Genomic DNA, 21,893 nt, shown 5'->3' on the forward strand with positions numbered 1-21,893 from the left:
ATTTCATTTAAGTTTAGGATTTTTTGTTGCTTCTCTCGCTACGCCACGGGGACAGGTCCTCTGTCTTCCCTGCGGTTGCTGGCTTCGCCAACAAGACATATGACCAGTCCCCATGACTCCGCTTTTTTCAGTGGCCTCGGACAGGGTACAGTCCCTCCAAAAGGCGTCAGGACAGCACCCCGTCCCCAGGTCCCTCACATTCCCATGTCCTGAACCAGTTTGCTGCAATCCTGATTTTAAAAAAACAGGGACGCATCTCCGTCCCCTGTCCCTGGTTTTCTGTCCTTATTTTATGAGCTTGGTTTTGTTTAGCAGCTTTAGAAGCTTGCCGCCTCCCGGCAATAGGTCAAAGTCTTCTCTGATGATGGTTTGTGTTTTTAGCAGCATGATACCGTAAACAGCTGCTCCTATACCGATGGAGATCACTGTGGATAAGCTGTTGCCTAGGAAGGGATAGAGCTGTCTATAGAAAATATATACTACCAAGCCCATAGTGGCTACTGATATGATAGGCTTGAAAATAAACTGTCGAGCTTCAAAGGTAACCTCTGTTGCTTTTTTCACTGCTAGAAAGTTTAGTATAAAAGCTACCAGGTAAGCAACGACGGTACCAAGAGCGGCACCTTTTACGTTTAATGATGGAATTCCCGTTAGTATATAGGTAACTACAAATTTAACTGCTGCACCAATCATGAGGTTTCTTACAGGAACATCAGGTTTTCCCAACCCCTGTAGTACTCCTGTCAAGGCCTGCAATGGTGCTAAAAAGGTTACTGCAAAGGCTAAAAACAGTAGTATCTGCCCTATGCTGCCAGTCTCTCTAGGAAAAAGCATTGTCATGATAGGTGTAGATAACACCGCTAGGCCTGTTGAGGCTGGTAATCCAATCAATAGGGCTACTCTTAATGCGGATTTTGCGTCATTTCTTACAGCCTCCCAATCATTGGTTGCCACTGATTCGGATATAACGGGAACAATACTGACTGCTAATGCAACGGTCAATACCTGTGGCAGGTTTACCAAAGTATTGGCCATCCCTTGCAGTTGTCCGTATAGGCTGTTGGCTTCTTGATAGCTGAAGCCTATGGCCTGTAATCGTCTCAGTACTACAAAGGTATCTAAAATATTGATTAGGGGCATTACAGATGCTCCTATGGCAATAGGTATAGCAATTTTTAATAGATTATTGATGATTTCTTTTGATGTCTCTTCCTGAAATGCTCCAGCCTTTATCCCTGCTGGAACAATCCTACTTTTCTTTTTATTGTAAAGAAAGAGCATGATTACCAAGGCTGCTGCGGCTCCTATGGCAGCACCAAAGGAGGCTCCAGCGGCGGCATAGGTTACATCCATTCTACTTAGGAGAAAAATCGCTAGGGATAACCCAAATACTACCCTTGCTGCCTGCTCTACCACTTGAGATGTAGCTGTAGGAACCATATCCCTCATGCCTTGAAAATAACCTCTAAAGGAGGCTAGCACCGCAACAAAGAATACTGCTGGTGATAGTGCTAGGACTGCATAATAGGCGTTTGGACTTTTAAATACATTGTTTACTAGGAAGGAGGTTATTAGTGCCAGGATAATAGAGCCCGCCGCTCCTAATCCTACCAGCAGGTAAAAAGATGTTTTAAATACCTTGTGGGCACCATGATAATCTTCCTTTGCCCTTTTTTCTGATACCAGCTTGGAAATAGCCGTTGGAAAACCAGCGGCTGTAAAGGCTAATAAAAAATTAAAAACTGTATAGCCTACTTGATAGTATCCTAAACCCTCTGACTCAATAATATTTCCTAATGGGATTCTGAAAAATGCCCCCATTACTTTTACAATCATTCCGGCAGCTCCTAAAATAACTGCTCCTTTTAAAAAGTTATCTTTCTTCATGATGATTCCTCCACTTGTTTAGTGCCTGTCTCTATTTAATGCTTTCCTTTAACGGGTTAAATTATAACTTGTTTCTCTGTTTAGTATCCCCTGGTTCACATTCCCTCATTAATTGCCTTCACTGGACCTGACAAATGTAAGCCCAGGCTGCGTCAAGATAGATACCCTGAGGGCAACAGATTATGTTACCCCATGCTCTGCTTGACTTCTTATGTATTATAACAAACTTCTGGGCAAAAAAATAGCCCCACTATTGGAGCTACTTTTTTCCTTATTTATACTTAGTTTTTTATTATTGTTCCATTTGTTTTGCCAAAAAAGAGGCTGCAGTTGATGCTATTTTTTTCTCAACCTCTCCCATATTGGAGCCTTTGGTTTTAGAGCAAATAATTACAGTACCTATAGGGTCTCCTTGGGTAACGATAGGTGCTATTACTTGTGCAGTATAGCTTCCTTCATCCCCTTCATCGGAGGCTATTGGCAACATTTGATCCCCTTCATTTAGTAAAGCGGTTTCTCTTTCCTCCATCATTCTTTCCAACCCTTTGCTTACTCTCTTTTCTAAGTACTCCTTCTTGGAATGACCTGCTATAGCTATTATTGTATCTCTATCGGTTATAATTGCAATATGCCCTAAGGCTTCCTGTAGTGATTCTGCATATTCTGTTGCGAATTCACTAAGTTCTCCTATAGGTGAGTACTTTTTAAGGATAACCTCGCCTTCTCTATCTGTAAATATCTCAAGAGGGTCTCCTTCCCTTATTCTAAGGGTTCTTCTTATTTCTTTAGGGATCACTACTCTGCCTAAATCATCTATGCGTCTTACTATTCCTGTAGCCTTCAATACGTTTCCCTCCTATATTTAAGTAAAATTTTAGCGTATTCATAGTATTTTACCAATCTTTGTTTTTTATTCATTGGAACTATTTTACTTTTCAATAAGGACTTGTTTGCTTAAGATCTATATTCTTCTTCAATTTCCACTATTTTAAATCCTTTAAGGTGTTTTTGGATGACAGAATCAACTTAATTTAAAACAAAGAAAAAAGCAGGGATTTTCCCTGCTTATAACTCTTCTCTTAATTCAATTGTAGCTTCTTCCATCAATTCTTCAATATGATTTTGGAAGTCTTGATCCTTTAAGTACTCGATTAGATAGATTTTTATATCTTCAAATTCTTCTATTTCATTGATGTTGTCTTTTACTAAAATAATGTGGTAACCAAACATGGTTTCTACAATCCCGCTGATTTCTCCTGCCTCTAGGGCAAATGCAGCTTCGTCAAATTCTGGTACCATCTCTCCTCTACCAAAATAGCCTAGGTCTTCAACAATAATGCCTTCTTGCTGTGTTTGTAAATACATATCTGCTAAGGCAATAAAATCTTCGCGATTGTCTATTTGACTTAGGATTTCCTGTGCCTTTGCTTCAGCATTTTCTGTGCCTGCTCTTACTAAAATATGTCTTGCATGTACTTCCTCTTTTGCAAAAAAGTCTGGATTCTCATCATAGTAAGCCTTAGCTGCTTCCTCTGAAATCTCTAGCTTTTCTATATAATAATCTCTATATTTATGAATCAAAATATCTTTTCTGATCTGCTGCTTAATAAAGGCCTCGTCTATTTCATTTTCCTCAGTAAATTGTTGAAAGGCTTCATTTTCATTCTTAAACATTAGATAAGGCTCATATGCCGCTTCTATTTCTTCCTCTGTTATGGTAATATCATTTTTTTCAGCTTCCTGTAGAATGACTTCATCTAATACCAGTTTGTCCAATACACTCTTTTTTACAGACTCTAAAAGTGTCATTCCCGTTCCTGTATCCATTGCAAAGATATCTGGACCAAACTGAGCTTCATAGCTCATCCTTTGCAGCGCTAAGGTTTTATTGAATTCTGCTGTTGTTATGCTGGCACCATTGACTACCGCAGCTGCATCCTCTGGCATTTTTGTAGAGCTAGAGCAAGCGGTAAAAAATAATGTTATTATTAACAGTATAGTCATCGTAAAAATGATTTTTTTTCTGTTTTTTATATCCTTCATTATTCATCAACTCCTATTCAGTCTACATCTATTATATCTGAATTGTTGTTTTTTTGAAACCACTAATTTTTTCTATTATATCTTTTATATCCATCAAGATTCTGTATTGATCCTTGTTTTGTATTTTGTAGACAAAATGGGGAGGATTCCCTCCATGAATGGCTATTTTTCTATGGTATTGCTCCATCACTTCTGCGATGTTTTCTGGCTTCAGCACTGTTGCATCCTTAAACTGGATACGTATATTGCTTTGTTTTTGAGTAATAGCTTCCACCTTTAGGTTTTTGGCCATTGCTTTTATATAGGAAATCAGTAGCAGGTTTCTCACACTCTCAGGCAAGTCCCCAAAGCGGTCTTCGATTTCTTCTTCTATAGCATACATATCCTCTTGGTTTCGAATAGAAGCTATCTTTTTATAGATTTCTATTTTATGACTTTGGTTAGCAATATATTTTTCAGCAATATAGGCGTCTACATTTAGCTCCATCATGGTATCCTCATATTTTTCTACCACTTGCCCCTTTAGCTCTCCTAAGGTTTCCCCCAGTAGCTTCACATATAGGTCGTAGCCTATAGATGCCATATGACCATGCTGTTCTGAGCCTAAAAGGTTTCCTGCTCCTCTGATCTCTAAATCCCGCATAGCGATTTTGAAGCCTGAACCAAATTCAGTAAACTCCTTAATAGCCTTTAGTCTTTTCTCTGCCACCTCCGAGAGAATCTTATCTCTTTCATAGAGTAGATAGGCGTAGCCTTGACGGTTGGATCTTCCCACTCTTCCTCGCAGCTGGTATAGCTGAGACAGCCCTAGTCTGTCGGCATCCTGTATGATGATGGTATTGACATTGGCAATGTCTAACCCTGTTTCAATAATGGTGGTACATACCAAAACATCATACTCTCCCTGGTAATATTCCAGCATCAGCTTCTCCAGCTGTCTTTCGCTCATTTGTCCATGCCCCACTGCTATCCTAGCCTGAGGCACTAGGGAAGCTAGCCTTGTAGCCACTTGGTGGATTCCCTGTACACGGTTGTAGACATAATAAATCTGTCCACCCCTAGCGATTTCTTTTATCATAGCATCTGCTATCAGAGCCTCGTTATAGGCGGCTACATAGGTTTGTACTGGATATCTTTCCTCCGGTGGATCCTCTATAAGGCTCATGTCCCTTATGCCTACCATGGACATATGGAGGGTTCTGGGGATGGGTGTGGCGGTTAAAGTCAATACGTCTACAGATTTTTTTAGCTGCTTTAATATTTCTTTATGTTTAACACCAAATCGTTGCTCTTCATCTACGATTAAAAATCCTAGGTCCTTAAAAACCACATCCTTGGAAAGTAAACGATGGGTTCCTATCAGGATGTCTACATTGCCCGTCCGTAGATTCTCTAAGGTTTGTTTTTGCTGACTTGGGGTTCTAAATCGGCTCAGCATTTCTACTGTTACTGGGAATCCGGAAAATCGTTCTTTGAAGTTATTGTAATGCTGTTGCGCTAGTATGGTGGTAGGTACTAAGATAGCCACCTGCTTTCCATCCATGACGGCTTTAAAGGCACCCCTTATGGCTACCTCCGTTTTCCCATAGCCCACATCACCGCACAATAATCTATCCATAGGTCTTTCTTTTTCCATGTCTTTTTTTACTTCTTCAATAGCCTTCAATTGGTCTGGTGTTTCTTCATAGGGAAATAGGTATTCAAATTGCTTCTGCCATTCGGTATCAACAGAAAAACTATAGCCTTTGCTCTCTTCTCTTTCTGCATAGAGCTTCAATAGCTGCTGAGCCATATCCTCGATGGCTTTTTTTGCTTTTGCCTTTGCTTTAACCCATTCTGTGCCCCCTAGCTTGTTGAGCTTTGGGGTTTTATCGTCGGCCCCTATATATTTTTGGATTAAATCCATTTGATCTGTAGGCACATAGAGGTTATCCTCACCGGAGTAACGAATTTTTAAGTAGTCTTTTTTTATTCCGTCTACCTTTAGCTCCTCAATACCTACATATTTACCAATACCATGGCCTTCGTGGACCACATGATCCCCTACCTGTAAGTCAATAAAGGATTTTATAGGGGCTGCATCCTTTCTTTTGGGTTTTTGCTTTTTCTTTTTGTGAACCCCATAGATTTCATAATCCGTCATGACAATAAATTTAATATCTAGGTATTCAAAGCCTCGATGAAGATTTCCCTGTAGGATGGTAACCTGATTAGCTGCTAGTCCGTTTGTATCCTTTACAGCATAATTTACCGGAATCTCTTCTTCCTTTAAGATTTCCAGTAATTTTAAGGATTTTTCCTTTGTGGTGGGCAGCAAAAGGATGGTATAGCCTTTTCCCTTTAAGCCTTTGATCTCCTCCACCAGATGAGTAATTTTTCCTTGAAAGGTCTGTACAGTTCTAGCAGTAAAGCTGATGATTTCTTCCGGTGGAAAATCTGGATGGTTTCTTGGTAAAAGGCTGGAGGTCACCAGTTTGTATTGCTTTAAGGTTTTTATTATTTCTTCGTAGGTGAACAAAAGCTGTATTTGGTTTGGTAAAACCTCTCCTCTTTCTAGCAGGGTTTTAAAGCTTTCACGGAATTCTTCATGGAAGCCTTTTATTTTATCCTTACCTCGATCCGGCTCATCAATAATGATCACTGCCTCCTGCTGTAGATAGTCCATCAAGGAGGTATCCTTGTCATAGATATAGGGCAGAAATTTTTGTATCCCTTTAAAATTCCCCTGGTTTTCTAGTTTTTCTACTATCTCTGCTATTTTCCTCTTTAGCTTTTCTGCTGTTGGTGCCTCAAGCTTTCTTAAGCTGCCTTTTAATTCCTGTTGTATTTTTGAAATGGTTTTCCCATGATTTTCTGTTTCAATAATGATTTCTGTAGCTGGGAAGATTTTTATCTCCTGCAGCTTTTCAATGGATTTTTGTGTTTCTACTTCAAAGCATCGAATGGAATCTATTTCGTCATCAAAGAGCTCCACCCTTAAAGGCTTTTCTTCTGCTGGAGGAAAGATATCAATAATCCCTCCCCGGATACTAAACTGGCCTTTGGAATCTACTCTTTCTGTTCTCTCATAGCCCTGCATAATAAAGGTTTCTGTTATTTGGTTTAAGTTGACCCTTTCCCCTAGCTTAAAGATCACTTGGCACTTTTTATAGATTTCCAAGGGAGTCAGCTTTAATAATAGTGCCTCTATAGAAGCCACCACCACTTGATCTCCGCCCTCTAGCAGCTTATCCAAGGTTTTGATTCTTTCTTCATTTGCTTCTTCGCTGGTGGCCTCCATGTCATAGAAGACAATGTCCTTGGTGGGGAAAAACAGCACCTTTTCCTGTAGATAAAATTTTAGGTCCTGATAAATCTGTTGGGCTTCTAACTCGCTATAGGTTAGGATGCACACCTGTTGTTTCAGGCTTTGGTAAATACCATAGGTAATATGGGATTTTTGAGAGTCATTGAGACCATATAGTCCTATAGGTGTTTTCTTTTCCTTTAATGCCTGCATCAGTTGTATATACTGCATTGAATGCTGCATTGGCGACAATAATATATTCTTTTCCATCCTTTGCACCTGCTCCTTACAATTTTTTTGTTACGTACCAGTTCCATCCGCTATGAAAAATCCATGCTACGATAATAGCAATGAGGGGAATATTTGTCTTTTTGTATGTGAAATAAGTAACAATGCCAAAAAAGCTATGGCTTAAAATGCTAGCCACAGCAGCCCACTTTCCGATTTTTTTCGATGAAGTAAATATATCATAAATACCCTCAATACAACCAAAGATGAAATGGGATCCTATTATATTGGTTTTTAGGAGAAGGGCAAAGGTGGTTTTTGCCATTTCCTCCAGTAATGGTACTAAAATCGTTAGTCCTTCTTCTTTAAAGGCTTTTAAGATAATTTTATTACATAAATAAGCAAATGCAGCTGCCAATATGCCTGCCATGATGATGTTCACTATCATAGGGTTGCTCCTTTTTTGTCTTTCCTGGGTTTGGGGAGAGGCTTGGCTTCAGGACATAGGGATTACTGGCTGGCTTTCCTTCAGGACATGGGGTTACTGGCTTTCCTTCCTTCAGGACATGGGGACAGGGTTCGGTCCCTCCAAAAGGCGTCAGGACAGAACCCCGTCCCCAAGTCCCTCTCTCTTCTCCATGTCCCTCACACTTTTGCCTCTCCTGTCTTTCTCCCTCTCTCCTGCTTCTCTTCTGTCTGTATTTTACCTCTTCCTTGTTTCTGTCTTGTCCCTTTAGTTAGTGTTATTGGTCTTTTGTTTCTTTTTCTGGGTCCTTTTTTGTATTATATTGGTTCATGGCTTTATCTATGCCTTCTTTTACTATGGCTTCTACTGCCAAAGCAGCTTTTGTTACTGTTTCTCTCATGATGGGGATTTCTTCCTTTGAAAAACCTCCTGTTACATAGCTGGCTAGATTGGCGAAGGCTGGTTTCCCTATGCCTATTCTCACCCTTGGAAAATCATCCTCCTGCAGCTGATAGATAATGGATTTCATACCGTTGTGGGTGCCTGCACTGCCTTTATGACGGATTCTTAAAACCCCTGCCTCTAAATCTATATCATCGTATATAACGATCAGCTTCTCTGTGTCTATTTTATAAAACTCCACCATATCCCTTACACTTTCCCCACTTAGATTCATAAAGGTTTGGGGTTTGGCTAGGATTATTTTTTCTCCGCTCCAAAAGCCTTCTCCATAAAGTGCTTTATGTTTTAGCTTATTTACCTTTAAATTATTGCGATGGGCCAGCAAATCGATGGTATCAAAGCCTACGTTATGGCGGGTACCATCATATCTTTTGCCTGGATTCCCCAGTCCAACAATTATGTACATAGGTTACACCTCTACAATCTTTCAATGAAAATCTAAAACTTGTAATCATCAAGTATGCCTTCGGTTAAGGGTGGCGATTAGTCAAATAATCTGCTCACGGAAATATTTTTATAAATTCTTTGAATGGCTTCTGCAAATAATGATGCTACGGACATCACTTGGATTTTCTCCGTTATTCTATCCTCTGGTAATTTGATGGTATTGGTTACAATCAATTCTTTAATAGCAGAGTTTTGTATTCTTTCAACTGCTGGGCCGGAAAGTAATGGATGAGAGCAACAAGCATATACGTCTTTTGCACCAAATTCCTTTAAGGCATCGGCAGCCTGTGCAATGGTACCAGCGGTATCAATCATATCATCGATTAGAATTACGTTTTTACCTTCTACTTCACCAATAATGTTCATAACTTCCGATACATTGGCCTTCGGTCTGCGCTTATCGATGATGGCAATAGGGGCCTCTAGATGATTAGCAAAGCTTCTAGCCCTTGTAACACTCCCTAGGTCAGGAGAAACTACCACTAAGTCTTGAAGGTTTTTGTTCAAGAAGTATTTTGCAAGAATCGGTACACCTAGTAAATGATCCACTGGTATGTTAAAATACCCTTGAATCTGGGGTGCATGTAAATCCATTGCCAATACTCTATCGGCACCTGCCACTGTAAGCAAATCTGCCACTAGCTTTGCTGTAATTGGATCTCTTGCCTTTGCCTTTCTATCTTGGCGAGCATAGCCATAATAGGGTAATACTGCTGTAATCCTGCCTGCTGAAGCCCTTTTAAAAGCATCGATTAGAATCAAAAGCTCCATTAAATGATCATTTACTGGTGGATGGGTGGGCTGTACAACAAAAACATCTGCACCTCTTACGGTTTCATTGATATTGACTGCTATTTCTCCATCACTAAAGGTACCTACCTCACAGTTCCCGATAGATACTCCTACCTCTTTTGCAATCTCCTTTGCTAATTCAGGATTGGCATTGCCAGTAAATATTTTTATCTCATTACCACTGGTATTCATCTTTTGTTACTCCTCCTTTATTTTTAGTAAACCCTTTCGCTGTACCCAGCCTTCCTTTGTTTCCTGGCGACCTCTAGCTACTGCCAAAGCCCCCTTTGGTACAGTTTTTGTTATGGTAGATCCACTGGCCACATAACCAGATTCTTCTACTACTACTGGTGCTATTAAATTGGCATTGCTGCCAATAAAGGCATAATCTTTAACGATGGTTTTATGCTTGTTTTTTCCATCGTAGTTAACAAATACAACACCACAGCCGATATTCACCTCTTTGCCTATCTCTGCATCACCGATATAGGCAAGATGGGAGGCCTTTGAGTGGTCTCCTATGGTAGCATTCTTTACTTCTACAAAATCTCCAATTTTAACATGCTTTCCTATATGGCTGTTGGGTCTGATATAGGCATATGGTCCTATTTTTGTTGACTCTTCAACGGTGCTATCTAGGATAGTGGAATTCTGGATTTCTACTTGATTCCCTATCCTGCTGTTTTCTATGATGCTGTTGGCACCGATGCTGCAATCTTCTCCTATCACGGTTTTTCCTTTTAGGATAACACCTGGATAAAGAATAGTATCTCTTGCTATCTTCACTGTTCTTTCTATATAAGTATGATTAGGGTTGATGATGGTGACGCCATCTCTCATATGCTTTTCAGCAATTCTTCGTCGCATGATTTCTTCTACCTGCGCCAGCTGTTCTCTAGAATTAACCGCCATAATATCTTCATAATCCTTGGTTTTATATACCCCTACCTGTCCTTTCATCTCCTTTATGATGGTTAACGCATCTGTTAAATAATATTCCTGCTGCTTGTTGTTATTTGTAATCCTAGGTAAGGCTTCCTTTAATGCTTTTGCATCAAAGCAATATAGGCCTGAGTTTATTTCTTTTATTTGCTTTTCTTCCTTTGTGGCATCCTTTTCCTCTACAATGGCTTCAAACTGGTTGTCGGGTGTTCTCAGAATTCGTCCATACCCGTGAGGATCTTCTAATTCAGCTGTTAGCACCGTAGCGCTATAGCTTCCATTTTCATGATAAGCCATTAGCTCTCTTAGGGCTTCTTCTGTGATCAGGGGAGCATCTCCATATAAAACAAGTATTATCCCTTCTTCAATCAGTATATCATAAGCAACCTTTACTGCATGTCCTGTGCCTAATTGTTGGTTTTGTAAAACTGTTTTTACATCTTTGTCTAAGCTTTCCTTTACTTGGTCTGCCCCGTGTCCAATGACTACAATACATTCTTGGATATCCGACTGACGGGCTACATTTATCACATGGTGTAACATTGGTTCACCACAAACCCTATGTAGTACTTTAGGAAGCTTGGATTTCATTCGGGTTCCTGCACCAGCTGCTAATATCACTGTCTGTAATTTCATTTTTTCACCACCTATTACGCCCTTTAGGCGAAATTGAAAAATTTTCATTTTTCATTTACTTAGTATTTCCCTTTAATAGTTTATTATATTTTAAATAAATAATAAACCTTTTTTTCACAATCTGTCGATATAGGCCGTAAATATTGTATGCCTGTCCAAAAAAAAGAAGCCTTATTACTACAAGGCTTCCCCTCGGCATTATGCTTCGCTTGCTTGGCTAATAGTTTCCACTGCTTCTTCTTCTGATTCTTCGTTTACTTTTTCGTATTCTGTGAATATAGCCTCTTGGATTTTAGTTCTAGTATCAGAGTTGATCGGATGTGCTATGTCTCTAAAATCCCCTTCCCCCATTTTCCTACTTGGCATTGCAATAAACAATCCATTTTGTCCTTCAATAATTTTGATGTCATGTACAACAAATTCATTATCAAAGGTAACAGAAACGATTGCCTTCATCTTGCCCTCTGCTGCTACTTTTCTAATTCTTACATCTGTTACTTCCATCTGTCCTTCACCACCTTCCGTTCTGACAATACTAGGCTGAGTAAATAAGAATATAATTGCCGATGTAACCTTTATTCTCCATAAAATCTCGTTTTCCTTCTTTAATATTGATAAAAATTTCATAATTTTGTAAATTTATTAATTTATTTATAGTTTTTGCATTTTATACTAGCTTTTCATTAGGATAAATATGGATCAATCCTTCTTTTTGCTTCACTTTTTCTAGGATTAATAGAGGTATATATCCTTGAACCAATTTTTCCTCCGGCTCCTTTGTTGCTATTAAAACACCGATGCCCTCCACCTGTGTATCAAACTCCTTCATCATATCCACCATTCCTTTGGCGGTACCACCAGCCTTCATAAAATCATCTATAATGATGACCTTAGAGTTTGGTTTTATAGCTCTCCTAGATAAAGACATCTTCTGGATTTGTCCTGTAGATCCCGAAACATAGTTAATACTAACAGTGGAGCCTTCCGTCACCTTGCTGTCTCTTCTGAGGATTACCAGCGGCAGGTTCATAGCCTTTGCCACCATCAGTGCTAACGGAATTCCTTTTGTTTCTACAGTAATGATATAATTTATGTCTTTATATTCAAATTGACTGGCAAAAACCTCCCCCAGCTGATGAAGCTTTTGAGGTGCATAGATAACATCTGTCATATAAAGGAAGCCTCCCGGCAAGATTCTCTCACCTTGCGATAGCTGCTGACTAATCCCTTCTAGTATTTCTTTGTTTTGATTTTCAGTAGTAAAGGGAATATATTTTACTCCTCCTGCAGCTCCAGAAATGGTTAGTATTTTTCCTAGCTTCATTTTCTCCATTGATTGCTTTACCACCATAATATCTTCACTGATGGTGGATTTTGCAGCAGAAAATTTTTCAGTAAAATAATTTAGTGTAAATATTTTATTGGGCTGATCGCCGAGGATTTTCATCATGGCAGCAATTCTTTCGTTTCTTTTTAGTTTTTCCATAAATATAATTCCTCCTGGTATGAATCTTTTTTATATATTATATACATTTTATTCGTTTTTTATCGTAAATACAAGTCTATTCCAAAAGATTCTAAAAGACAAAGATATAAATTTAATGTGCATGTTATTACATTTTATGTTATTATATTGAACAGAGTTTCGTATTAATAGTAAGGAAGAAATTTAACGAAATGGAAATTGTTTTATAAATCAAGTATTATGGCAACACTATATGGTAGAAAATAACTTATTTGTAAAGGAGCGAAGGTTGTGATTGCTTTTGATTTGAATGAGCATAAAATCCATCACATCCATTTGATTGGAATTGGTGGCATTAGTATGAGCGCTATTGCAGAAGTGCTTTTAAGCCACGGCTATCATGTGTCAGGTTCAGATATTAAAGACTCAAAACTTTTAGATAAATTAAGAAATCATGGAGCAGATATATTTATAGGGCATGCTAAAGAAAATATTAAAAATCCTGACTTAGTTGTCTATAGTGCTGCAATTAGAGAGTTTAATCCTGAGAGGATTCAAGCAAAGGAATTAGGTATTCCTCAGGTGGATCGGGCGGAAATGCTGGGACAGATTATGAAAAGGTATCAAAAGGCTGTTGCAGTTGCAGGAAGTCATGGAAAAACCACTACTACTTCTCTGTTATCTTTATTGATGGAATATGCTGATTTAGATCCTACCATATTGGTGGGGGGAGAATTGGATAACATTGGAGGAAATATCAAAATCGGTAAAAGCCAGCATTTTATTACAGAGGCTTGTGAATATGTGGAGAGCTTTTTAAAGTTTTTCCCTTTTATCGGGATTATTTTGAATATTGATGAGGACCATCTAGATTATTATAAGGATATTGATCATATTAAAAATGCCTTTAGAAAATTTGCTAGATTAATTCCTAAGGAAGGTTTTTTAATTGCCTGTAATGATGATCCCCAGGTTAGGGATATCTATGAGGATGCCTCCTGCAATTTAGTTACCTATGGCATAGAAACAGTTGCAGATTTTATGGCAACAGGCATTGTTTTTAATGAAGAGGGCCATCCTTCCTTTAAGGTTACTTATAAGGGAACGTCTTTTGGAGATTTTTGTTTAAGTGTTCCCGGTCTCCACAATGTTTATAATGCCCTTGCAGCTATTGCAGCTTCCCATATCCTAGGAATAAATCCCCGGACTACAGAAAAAAATATTCATCGTTATAAGGGAATACATCGTCGTTTTGATGTCTTAGGAGAGGTAAAGGGAGCTAGGGTTATCGATGATTATGCTCATCATCCCGTGGAAATAAAGGCAACCCTTGAAGCGGCAATGCAGTATCCTCACAAGAAGATTTGGGCTATCTTTCAGCCTCATACCTTTAGCCGCACAAAGGCATTATTGAAGGATTTTGCTAAGGCCTTTGATGCAGCAGATCATATCATCATCACAGATATCTATGCTGCTAGAGAACCGGATGATGGTGAAGTCACCAGTAAAAAGCTGGTGGAGCTGATGGATCCAAATCTAAATGCCCTTTATATGGAGGGATTTGAGCATATCGCTGATTATATCTATCGAAACCTGCAGCCGGGTGATTTGGTTTTAACCATGGGGGCAGGAGATGTTTATAGAATTGCAGAAGCTTTACTGAATAAAATGGAGTAAAGCAATCACAAAGACATTTTGAACCATCTAAAAAGCCTTGGAGCTTAAAAATCCAAGGCTTTTTTTAATCGTCAGTTTTTTATTCCGTAGCTTAGGATTCTATCGGTAGAGCTATCAAGGTTTATGGATAGGTGATTACCAGTTCCATAGCATTGCTTATAGCTGCTTTTGCTGAAACTTTGTTGGAATAGGGATTCACTCTAGAGGGTAAGGTCTCCATTTCTCCGCTATTGTATTGAGCAATGATTAGATCCCACTGATTCCCTACTGCTGTATCCTCTTCATACCAATTGGCTCTTCCAAAGTGAGCAACATCATTTCTGTAGTATAGAGTTATTTCTCCTGCTACACTGGCATTACCGGCATTTATTTCCCATATCCTGTTGATTCCCTGTATCCCTTCCTCTTCTCTCACCTTCATTTCTATGCTGCCGATTTGGTTGATCTCCTCTATCAGCAGCTTTGCCATGGTCCATCCATTATTATCTGTGAAATACAGGGTGTCACCTTCCCTATATTTTGATAAATCAACCTTTGCTTCATAGCGCTTTATTTCTTGATGCTGAAGCATATGCTGCTGCAAGTATTGATATCTCAGCTCTATAAAGTCCAAAAGAGTTTCTAGGTGATACGCATAGTATCCTAGTTCTCCATGGTGATTTTGGGGATGTAGTAAAAATGCATTTGCACCAGGTGCTTTATTTGCGCTTTCTTCAATCAATCGTTTTGTGTTCTCCACCTCAGCTTCAAAATAGCCTAGATGAAAAACCTCTTTCATTAAATAATCCATTCGCTGAAAAAGCTTCTCTCTCAATGCAGGTGTTTCCATAAATTTGTTAAAGATCTCATTTCTACTATAATTATATCTTGTCATATGATATTCATAGGCGAAAAAATGGTTGTCTACGTATTCCTCTGGACGATAGGTGGAGCCGAAGGTCAAATCTTTATCCCAAGGGATTATTCTCCATTTTTCCTGAGGATTCTCATGGTCCTTGTAGAGCCAGTAATCATCTCCATAGGAATCTATGTCTCCTATCAATATGTGTATTGCCAGCCAATCAATATACTGCTGCCAATAGAAATGTTCTAGAAATCCATGATAAAAATCATCTCCGGCAGGGGTATCATAGACCCATTTTGTCAGATCAATAACAGCCTCCCAGCTGGGAGTTCCCCGATAATCTAGATTTTCCTCCAATAGGGTTATGGGGTCTTCTACACTGGCGATATCGTAGCCGAAAAGAGAGCCTCTATCTATCTCTTCTTCATCTTGGTTTCTTACAAAACGGTCTCTAATCAAAGTCCCTTCCTGGTTAACACCCATGTTGGCCAATACATTTTCGTCTATTCTTTCTACATGGATAAATAGTCCTTCATAGATATCATTCATATATAAATTGAAATATTTTGTCCTGGGAGCTGGAAGCCCAATATGATGAAACATATCCATAGAGAGCTTTTCCCTCATCTGTGAGGGATCTGTATAAGACCCGTTCAGGTTCATACGATCGCTGCCAAATAGTAGTTCCTGTCCTTCTTCAAATCGTATGTTAAAGGATTTTTTAGGCAGCATCCGAGTGCTATGACCTCGAAAACGGATTTCTATAGGCTGTAAATCCATCTCTTCCTCTGAGATTCTTGCGAAAGCATCTATTCTATCATCAGAAAAAGGGTCTCTACTGTAGAGCTCTTGTAAATCTTCTTCTTCCATATAGATGTAAATAGAGTTCACCTCTATATCATTATCATTTACAGCTTTTTCTTCCTTTCTGCAGCTAACAAAAATCAAAAGTCCTACCATGGTTGCCAGTACAATCAGCCCTATTCTTTTCATAGGCGTACCTCCTTATCCTATGTCCCTTATTATACCAAAGTATGATAAAAAATAAAAATTAAGAAGGTTTATAAAGAAATTGACAAAAAAAAACGGAGTATTCCCCGCTTTTAATTGGTTTCTTCTATTTCTTCTTCATCTGGTGGTACTTCATATATATCCAGCAACAATCGTCGGACGGCTGAGGCATCATGGAAGTAATAGGACACGCCCCCTTGATACCTAGCTTCTCCCGGCAGCATATGCATATTTACCCTTTCTAGATTTAGACCGATGGCACTGGTGGCATGGCGCATAACCTCTTGCAGCTCCATATCTGTTCTTACAAATTTTAAGGTGTTGGAGGCAAGGCCTGGCAGGTTTCCTAGGCTCATGGCTTTTTGTATGGCTGATTTCATAAACTCCTGCTGTGCTCTGATTCTTCCTAGGTCTCCATTTCTATCTAGGCCTCCGCTTCCAGGGGTGGCTTGACGATATCTCAAGAATTTTACAGCATCCTCTCCATTTAAGACACGGGGTCCGGGTGGAAAATTGATAACAAGAGGAGGGGTATCATAATCATCCCTATAGTACATTCCTGGGTGAGGAATGGTAACAGGTACGCCTCCAATAGCATTTACGATTGAGGCGGCTCCTCTATAATTGACAGTAACGTAGTGATGTATTGGTACATCCAGCAATAGATCACTGACCACTGTTTTTACCCCTGTTGCTCCGTGATCTCCATAAGCTGCATTGATTTTCTTTTTCCCTGGGCCATCATAGCCTACCCTGGGATAATATGTATCTCTTGGTATTGAAACAATATCTAGTTTTTTGCTATCTGGATCAAAGGACACCATCATCATGGTATCCGACAGCATACCATCCAACCCCAGCATAATAAAGTTGATTCGATTACTCTCATAAAACGCCTGTAGCAGCTGGTCCCTTATAACTGGCTCTGTATCAGCGAAGTGATCATCATCATCTACTCTTTCAACAGGAACAGCAGCATTGGGATGACTGTCCTTCATAAAGGTATTGAAGGCAAAAAACATCCCGCTAAATAATATGACAAAGCTAATAAAGGCTATTGTAAATATTTTCATGAAAACTTTCATTATGTTCACTTCCCCACTTTTCGTTAACAATAAGTAATATATCTGCATTTGATTATATCAGATTGCAACAGGAAAATCTACAGTTCAATCCATTTAGACATATTTTCCTGCACAGGGACAAGGGACGGAGATGCGTCCCATAAAAATAGACCACAGACTAATGCTACCGTCTCTGGCCTAATACTTTTAAAAAATTGACATATGGGTCCTCTGTACCTTGTAGTAGACTGCCTTCCCTCTTTAACATAAAAATATAATCTACTATCTCTTGGGTGACTCTTTCTCCTGGTGCTATGATGGGGATGCCTGGAGGGTAAGCCATAACAGCCTCTCCGCTTATTTCTCCTGCCGCCTCTTCTAATCGTGCAATTTTTGTGTTGCTATAATAGGCATCTCTTGGAGATACAATTACCTCAGGGTTTTTTAATACACTATTTTTTATTTTAATGATTTTTGAGGTGCTATGGTTTTTTGCAATATCTTTTAAAGCTGTTACCAATGTCTCTATTTGATCCTCTCCATCTCCCAAACTAAGGATGGCCAAAATATTGTAGTAGTCCGCCAACTCTATTTGAATGTTGTATTGATCCCTTAAGAGATCGTATAATTCAAATCCTGTTAATCCTATACCCGCAGCCGATATGCCTAGCTTGGTTTCGTCAAATCCAAATACCCCTGGTGTTCCTATCAATTCCTTTCCAAATACATACAAACCATCTATTTCATTAATTTGTTTTCTGGCGTCTCTACCTAGACCTATTATCCGCTCTAGCATTTCTTTACCATGAACCGCCAGCTGTTTTCTGGCCACATCAATACTGGCCATTAATAAATAGGATGCACTGGTGGTTTGGGTTAGGTTCAAATTTTTTTTAACAGTAGTAGGAGATATCCTATCTCCTCTCAATAGCAAAAGAGAGCTCTGGGTCAGGGAGCCTCCTGTTTTGTGTGTACTTACAGCACTCATATCTGCCCCTGCCTCCATGGCACTAATGGGCAAGTCCTCATGGAAGCTAAAATGAGCTCCATGGGCTTCGTCTGCTAATACCAACATCCCATGTCGATGAACCAAGGAAACAATTTCTTTTAAGTCGGAGGTAGCTCCATAATAGGTGGGGTTGATCACCATCACTGCTTTTGCATCAGGATGACTGGCTATTGTTTTTTCTAAATCCTCTACAGTGATTCCCATAGCGATTCCTAAGCTCTCATTGATTTTAGGCTGTACATAGATAGGAATAGCACCGCTTAAAATGATGGCGGATATAGAGGATTTATGTGCATTACGGGATAGAATGATCTTTTCCCCAGGTCTGCAGGCACTCATTACCATAGCTTGAATGCCTGAGGTCGTCCCATTGACTAGAAAAAATCCATTGTCTGCATGAAAGGCTTCTGCCGCCAGCTCTTCTGCCTCACGAATCACCCCAATAGGGTTACATATGTTGTCTAGACATTTCATTGAGTTTACATCTATTTCCATCATAGTGCTGCCTACGTGTTCAGTAAATTCTCTTAATCCTCGTCCATGCTTATGACCAGGTACATCAAACGGAACGATATTGCGTCTATGATAATCCTTCAATCCTGTAAATATAGGTGTTTGTGTTTGATTTAATCTTGTCATGAAGGTCACCTCATGTTCTTTGTATTAAGATTAACTTTCCCCTTAAAGGAAAAGACCATACAAAGACTCCTTTGAAGTCTTGTATGGTTTTTTTCTTTGTCTCTCAATGAAAGCTCCTTTTATGCAAATACCTTTACGATTTCTGCCACCATTTTAGCACTATTTACTAAATCCTTAATATGGATATGCTCTTCTAAGGTATGGGGTTTTTTCTCTCCGATACCAAGGTTAACGGCTTTGATGCCATTGCCGTTTAATATATTGGTGTCACTTCCTCCTCCAGTGGCAGCTGTATAGCTCTCCAACCCTATCTGGGAAAAGGCTTCCTGTACCTTCGTAATGATTTCTTCTCCTTCGGCAATGTTAAAGGGTGGATACATTCTTTCTACATCCATTTCTACCTTTCCACCAAAATCTGCTGCTGCCTTCTCAAAGGCTTCCACCATATGAGCAGTTTGTGCATCTAGTTTATCTTCACGAAGACTTCTAGACTCTGCTTTTATTTCTACCATAGGGGTCACAATGTTGGTGGCTTCACCGCCGGTGATTACTCCAACATTTGCAGTTGTTTCTTCATCTATTCTTAAAAGCTTCATGTTTTCAATCGCTCTTGCAGCGATCATGATAGCACTGATCCCTTCCTCTGGAGCTACGCCTGCATGGGCTGGCTTACCAAATATTTTGGCATTTACCTTGTCTTGACACGGGCCTGTAGTAATGATCTCTCCTGGAGAGCCTCCACTATCAAGCACAAACCCATATTTTGCATTTATTTTACCATAGTCCAAATACTTAGCACCAAATAATCCTCCTTCTTCCCAAATGCTGAAGGCAACTTCAATGTCCCCATGAGGAATATTGTTTTCTTTGATTACTCTAATGCCTTCCAGTACAGCAGCAATCCCAGCTTTGTTGTCTCCACCTAAGATAGTGGTGCCATCACTATAAATAACATCCTCTTTTATAACAGGTTTTACGCCTTCACCAGGCTTCACTGTATCCATATGACAGCTAAATAAAATCGTTTCTCCTGAGGCCGTTGTACCCTTTAGCTTTGCAATAAGGTTTCCTGTTTCTCCCCCAACCTTTTCTCCAGCATTATCTACTATTACCTCTAAACCTAGATTTTCAAGCTTTTCCTTTAATACTTTAGCAATTTTTCCTTCCTTTCCAGAATGACTATCAATCTGTACTAGCTCAAGAAATTCTTGTATCAATCGTTCTTGGTTAACCATGTGATTACTCCCTCCTATGTTGATTTTTGCTTAAGCTGGTGATCTCTATTATGTAGTATTTGTTAATCCCTTCATAATTATATCATATACTTGCAGCTATAAGGTAACAAGCTTTTCTCTGTTGAAATAGAAGAAAAAGCAGAGAAATTTTTTAAGTAAAAAAGTTCTCTGCTTTGTGTGATTTTCTATTAAAATTACATTAAGATATGTGCATCTGGTCCTAATGGCCATCCTAAGAAGAACCATGCTGCAAACAGAATAATCCATCCTATCATAAATAATAAGGAGTACGGTACCATGGTAGAAATAATCGTACCGATACCTGTTTCTTTATCATATTTTTGAGCAAATGCTACGATTACTGCAAAGTAGGACATTAATGGTGTAATAATATTTGTTGTTGAATCACCAATTCTGTAGGCTAATTGTGTAAACTCTGGTGAATAACCAACCGCCATTAGCATTGGTACAAATACTGGTGCCATAATGGCCCATTTTGCTGAAGCACTTCCGATAAATAGGTTAATAAATCCTGATACAAAGATAAATCCTATTAGCATTGGAATACCTGTCATACCTGTTGCTTGTAAGAAATCAGCACCTTTAACCGCTAGGATAGTACCTAGGTTTGTCCAGTTAAAGTAGCTTACAAACTGTGCGGCAACGAAGGCAAGTACTAAATAGCCTCCCATGGTTGACATAGCTTTGCCCATAAAACCAGCAATATCTTTATCATTTTTTACTGTTCCAGCACCGATACCATAAGCAATACCTGGTATCATAAAGAATAATGCAATGATTGGAACTAATCCAGCCATAAAGGCTGATCCTGATAATAATTCTCCACTATCCGCTCTTAGAATAGCGTTTTGAGGAACTGTTAAGAATAGCATCACTGCTACAAAGCCTAAGAATGCAAGTCCTGCAAATAATAGTCCTCTAGATTCCTCTTTGGAAACCTTATCAATCTTAGCTACTTCCTCACCTTTGTATACCCCTAATCTCGGTTCAACGATTTTCTCTGTAACAATTGTACCGATAATCGTGATCAAGAAGGTTGACGCAATCATAAAGTAAAGGTTGGCTGTCGGCTGTACCTCATACCCTGGTACATACATTTGTGCCGCTTGTTGGGAGATACCCCCTAGTAATGGATCCAGTGTACCTACCATTAAGTTAGCACTGAAACCACCAGATACTCCTGCAAAGGCTGCTGCTAGACCCGCCAATGGATGTCTACCAAAGCTTAAGAATACCAATGCACCTAATGGTACCAATACAACATACCCAGCATCTGATGCTATATTTGACATAACCCCTGCAAAAACAACTACAGCTGTAATTAGTTTTTGAGGTGTACTTAATACTAGCTTTCTTAGTCCTGCTTGTACCAATCCAGTACCTTCAGCAACCCCAACCCCTAGCATAGCCACAAGCACTGTTCCTAATGGAGCAAAGCTTGTAAAGTTGGTAACTGCATTAGAAAAGATTCTTCTAATACCCTCTACTGTTAATAAACTCACAGCTTCAACAGTAGCCGTTTCAGTTTCTCCAGTTCCAATGATAATTCTTTCAAATACTACGTGTACTCCAGCTGCTTCCGCTATAGCCGAGATAATAATAACAGCTAAACTGAAGATAGCGAATAAAGTCACTGGATGTGGAAGTCTGTTTCCTACTACTTCAACTACATCTAAGAACTTATTGAAAATTCCGCGTTTTTTCGTACTCATTGTTTTTGTACTCACTTTTTTACCTCC

The 21,893-nt window shown here is 39.2% G+C and carries 16 protein-coding genes; 1 reads left to right on the forward strand and 15 read right to left on the reverse strand.

Annotated features, from left to right (window positions below; translation table 11 throughout):
• Window positions 1-285 precede the first annotated feature (285 nt).
• From BMX10_RS08495 to purR, 10 genes are all read right to left on the reverse strand, one after another.
• The gene (locus BMX10_RS08495) at window positions 286-1,887 is read right to left on the reverse strand and encodes a putative polysaccharide biosynthesis protein (RefSeq protein ID WP_090442379.1); all 1,602 of its coding nucleotides are present in this window, start codon (window positions 1,885-1,887) and stop codon (window positions 286-288) included.
• Window positions 1,888-2,179: 292 nt separating this feature from the next.
• Window positions 2,180-2,731, reverse strand: coding sequence for a stage V sporulation protein T (spoVT, locus tag BMX10_RS08500; protein WP_090442383.1), 552 nt, complete (start codon window positions 2,729-2,731; stop codon window positions 2,180-2,182).
• A 221-nt stretch (window positions 2,732-2,952) separates the two neighbouring features.
• The gene (locus BMX10_RS08505) at window positions 2,953-3,930 is read right to left on the reverse strand and encodes a peptidylprolyl isomerase (RefSeq protein ID WP_090442386.1); all 978 of its coding nucleotides are present in this window, start codon (window positions 3,928-3,930) and stop codon (window positions 2,953-2,955) included.
• Window positions 3,931-3,961: 31 nt separating this feature from the next.
• Window positions 3,962-7,486, reverse strand: a complete 3,525-nt coding sequence (gene mfd, locus BMX10_RS08510; protein ID WP_090442388.1) for a transcription-repair coupling factor — start codon at window positions 7,484-7,486, stop codon at window positions 3,962-3,964.
• A gap of 16 nt (window positions 7,487-7,502) precedes the next feature.
• Entirely contained in the window at window positions 7,503-7,892 is a 390-nt protein-coding gene (locus BMX10_RS08515) for a hypothetical protein (protein WP_090442391.1), read from the reverse strand.
• Window positions 7,893-8,187: 295 nt separating this feature from the next.
• Entirely contained in the window at window positions 8,188-8,778 is a 591-nt protein-coding gene (pth, locus tag BMX10_RS08520; RefSeq protein ID WP_090442394.1) for an aminoacyl-tRNA hydrolase, read from the reverse strand.
• Between the two features lie 77 nt (window positions 8,779-8,855).
• A complete protein-coding gene (locus tag BMX10_RS08525; RefSeq protein WP_090442397.1) occupies window positions 8,856-9,803 on the reverse strand; it encodes a ribose-phosphate diphosphokinase in 948 nt (315 codons plus the stop codon).
• A 6-nt stretch (window positions 9,804-9,809) separates the two neighbouring features.
• Window positions 9,810-11,189 carry a bifunctional UDP-N-acetylglucosamine diphosphorylase/glucosamine-1-phosphate N-acetyltransferase GlmU gene (glmU, locus tag BMX10_RS08530; protein WP_090442399.1) on the reverse strand — a complete coding sequence of 460 codons (1,380 nt, stop codon included), beginning with the start codon at window positions 11,187-11,189 and terminating at the stop codon, window positions 9,810-9,812.
• A gap of 198 nt (window positions 11,190-11,387) precedes the next feature.
• On the reverse strand, window positions 11,388-11,693 hold the full coding sequence (spoVG, locus tag BMX10_RS08535; protein WP_090442403.1) for a septation regulator SpoVG: 306 nt from the start codon (window positions 11,691-11,693) through the stop codon (window positions 11,388-11,390).
• Between the two features lie 163 nt (window positions 11,694-11,856).
• Window positions 11,857-12,675 (reverse strand): pur operon repressor, encoded by an 819-nt coding sequence (purR, locus tag BMX10_RS08540; RefSeq protein ID WP_090442407.1) that lies wholly within the window; start codon window positions 12,673-12,675, stop codon window positions 11,857-11,859.
• Between the two features lie 270 nt (window positions 12,676-12,945).
• Between purR and murC the strand changes: the two genes are divergently transcribed.
• Entirely contained in the window at window positions 12,946-14,331 is a 1,386-nt protein-coding gene (murC, locus tag BMX10_RS08545) for a UDP-N-acetylmuramate--L-alanine ligase (protein WP_090442410.1), read from the forward strand.
• Window positions 14,332-14,452: 121 nt separating this feature from the next.
• Here murC and BMX10_RS08550 read toward each other — a convergent pair whose 3' ends face one another.
• From BMX10_RS08550 to BMX10_RS08570, 5 genes are all read right to left on the reverse strand, one after another.
• On the reverse strand, window positions 14,453-16,168 hold the full coding sequence (locus BMX10_RS08550) for a CotH kinase family protein (RefSeq protein WP_090442413.1): 1,716 nt from the start codon (window positions 16,166-16,168) through the stop codon (window positions 14,453-14,455).
• Between the two features lie 110 nt (window positions 16,169-16,278).
• A complete protein-coding gene (locus BMX10_RS08555; RefSeq protein ID WP_090442416.1) occupies window positions 16,279-17,271 on the reverse strand; it encodes an LCP family protein in 993 nt (330 codons plus the stop codon).
• A gap of 163 nt (window positions 17,272-17,434) precedes the next feature.
• Entirely contained in the window at window positions 17,435-18,898 is a 1,464-nt protein-coding gene (locus BMX10_RS08560) for an aminotransferase class I/II-fold pyridoxal phosphate-dependent enzyme (protein ID WP_090442419.1), read from the reverse strand.
• 119 nt (window positions 18,899-19,017) lie between these two features.
• Entirely contained in the window at window positions 19,018-20,133 is a 1,116-nt protein-coding gene (locus BMX10_RS08565) for a M20/M25/M40 family metallo-hydrolase (RefSeq protein ID WP_090442422.1), read from the reverse strand.
• 194 nt (window positions 20,134-20,327) lie between these two features.
• On the reverse strand, window positions 20,328-21,881 hold the full coding sequence (locus BMX10_RS08570) for an AbgT family transporter (RefSeq protein ID WP_330387859.1): 1,554 nt from the start codon (window positions 21,879-21,881) through the stop codon (window positions 20,328-20,330).
• Window positions 21,882-21,893 lie beyond the last annotated feature (12 nt).

Origin of the sequence: Natronincola peptidivorans (genome assembly GCF_900111615.1) — a bacterium.
Lineage (GTDB): Bacteria > Bacillota > Clostridia > Peptostreptococcales > Natronincolaceae > Natronincola_A > Natronincola_A peptidivorans.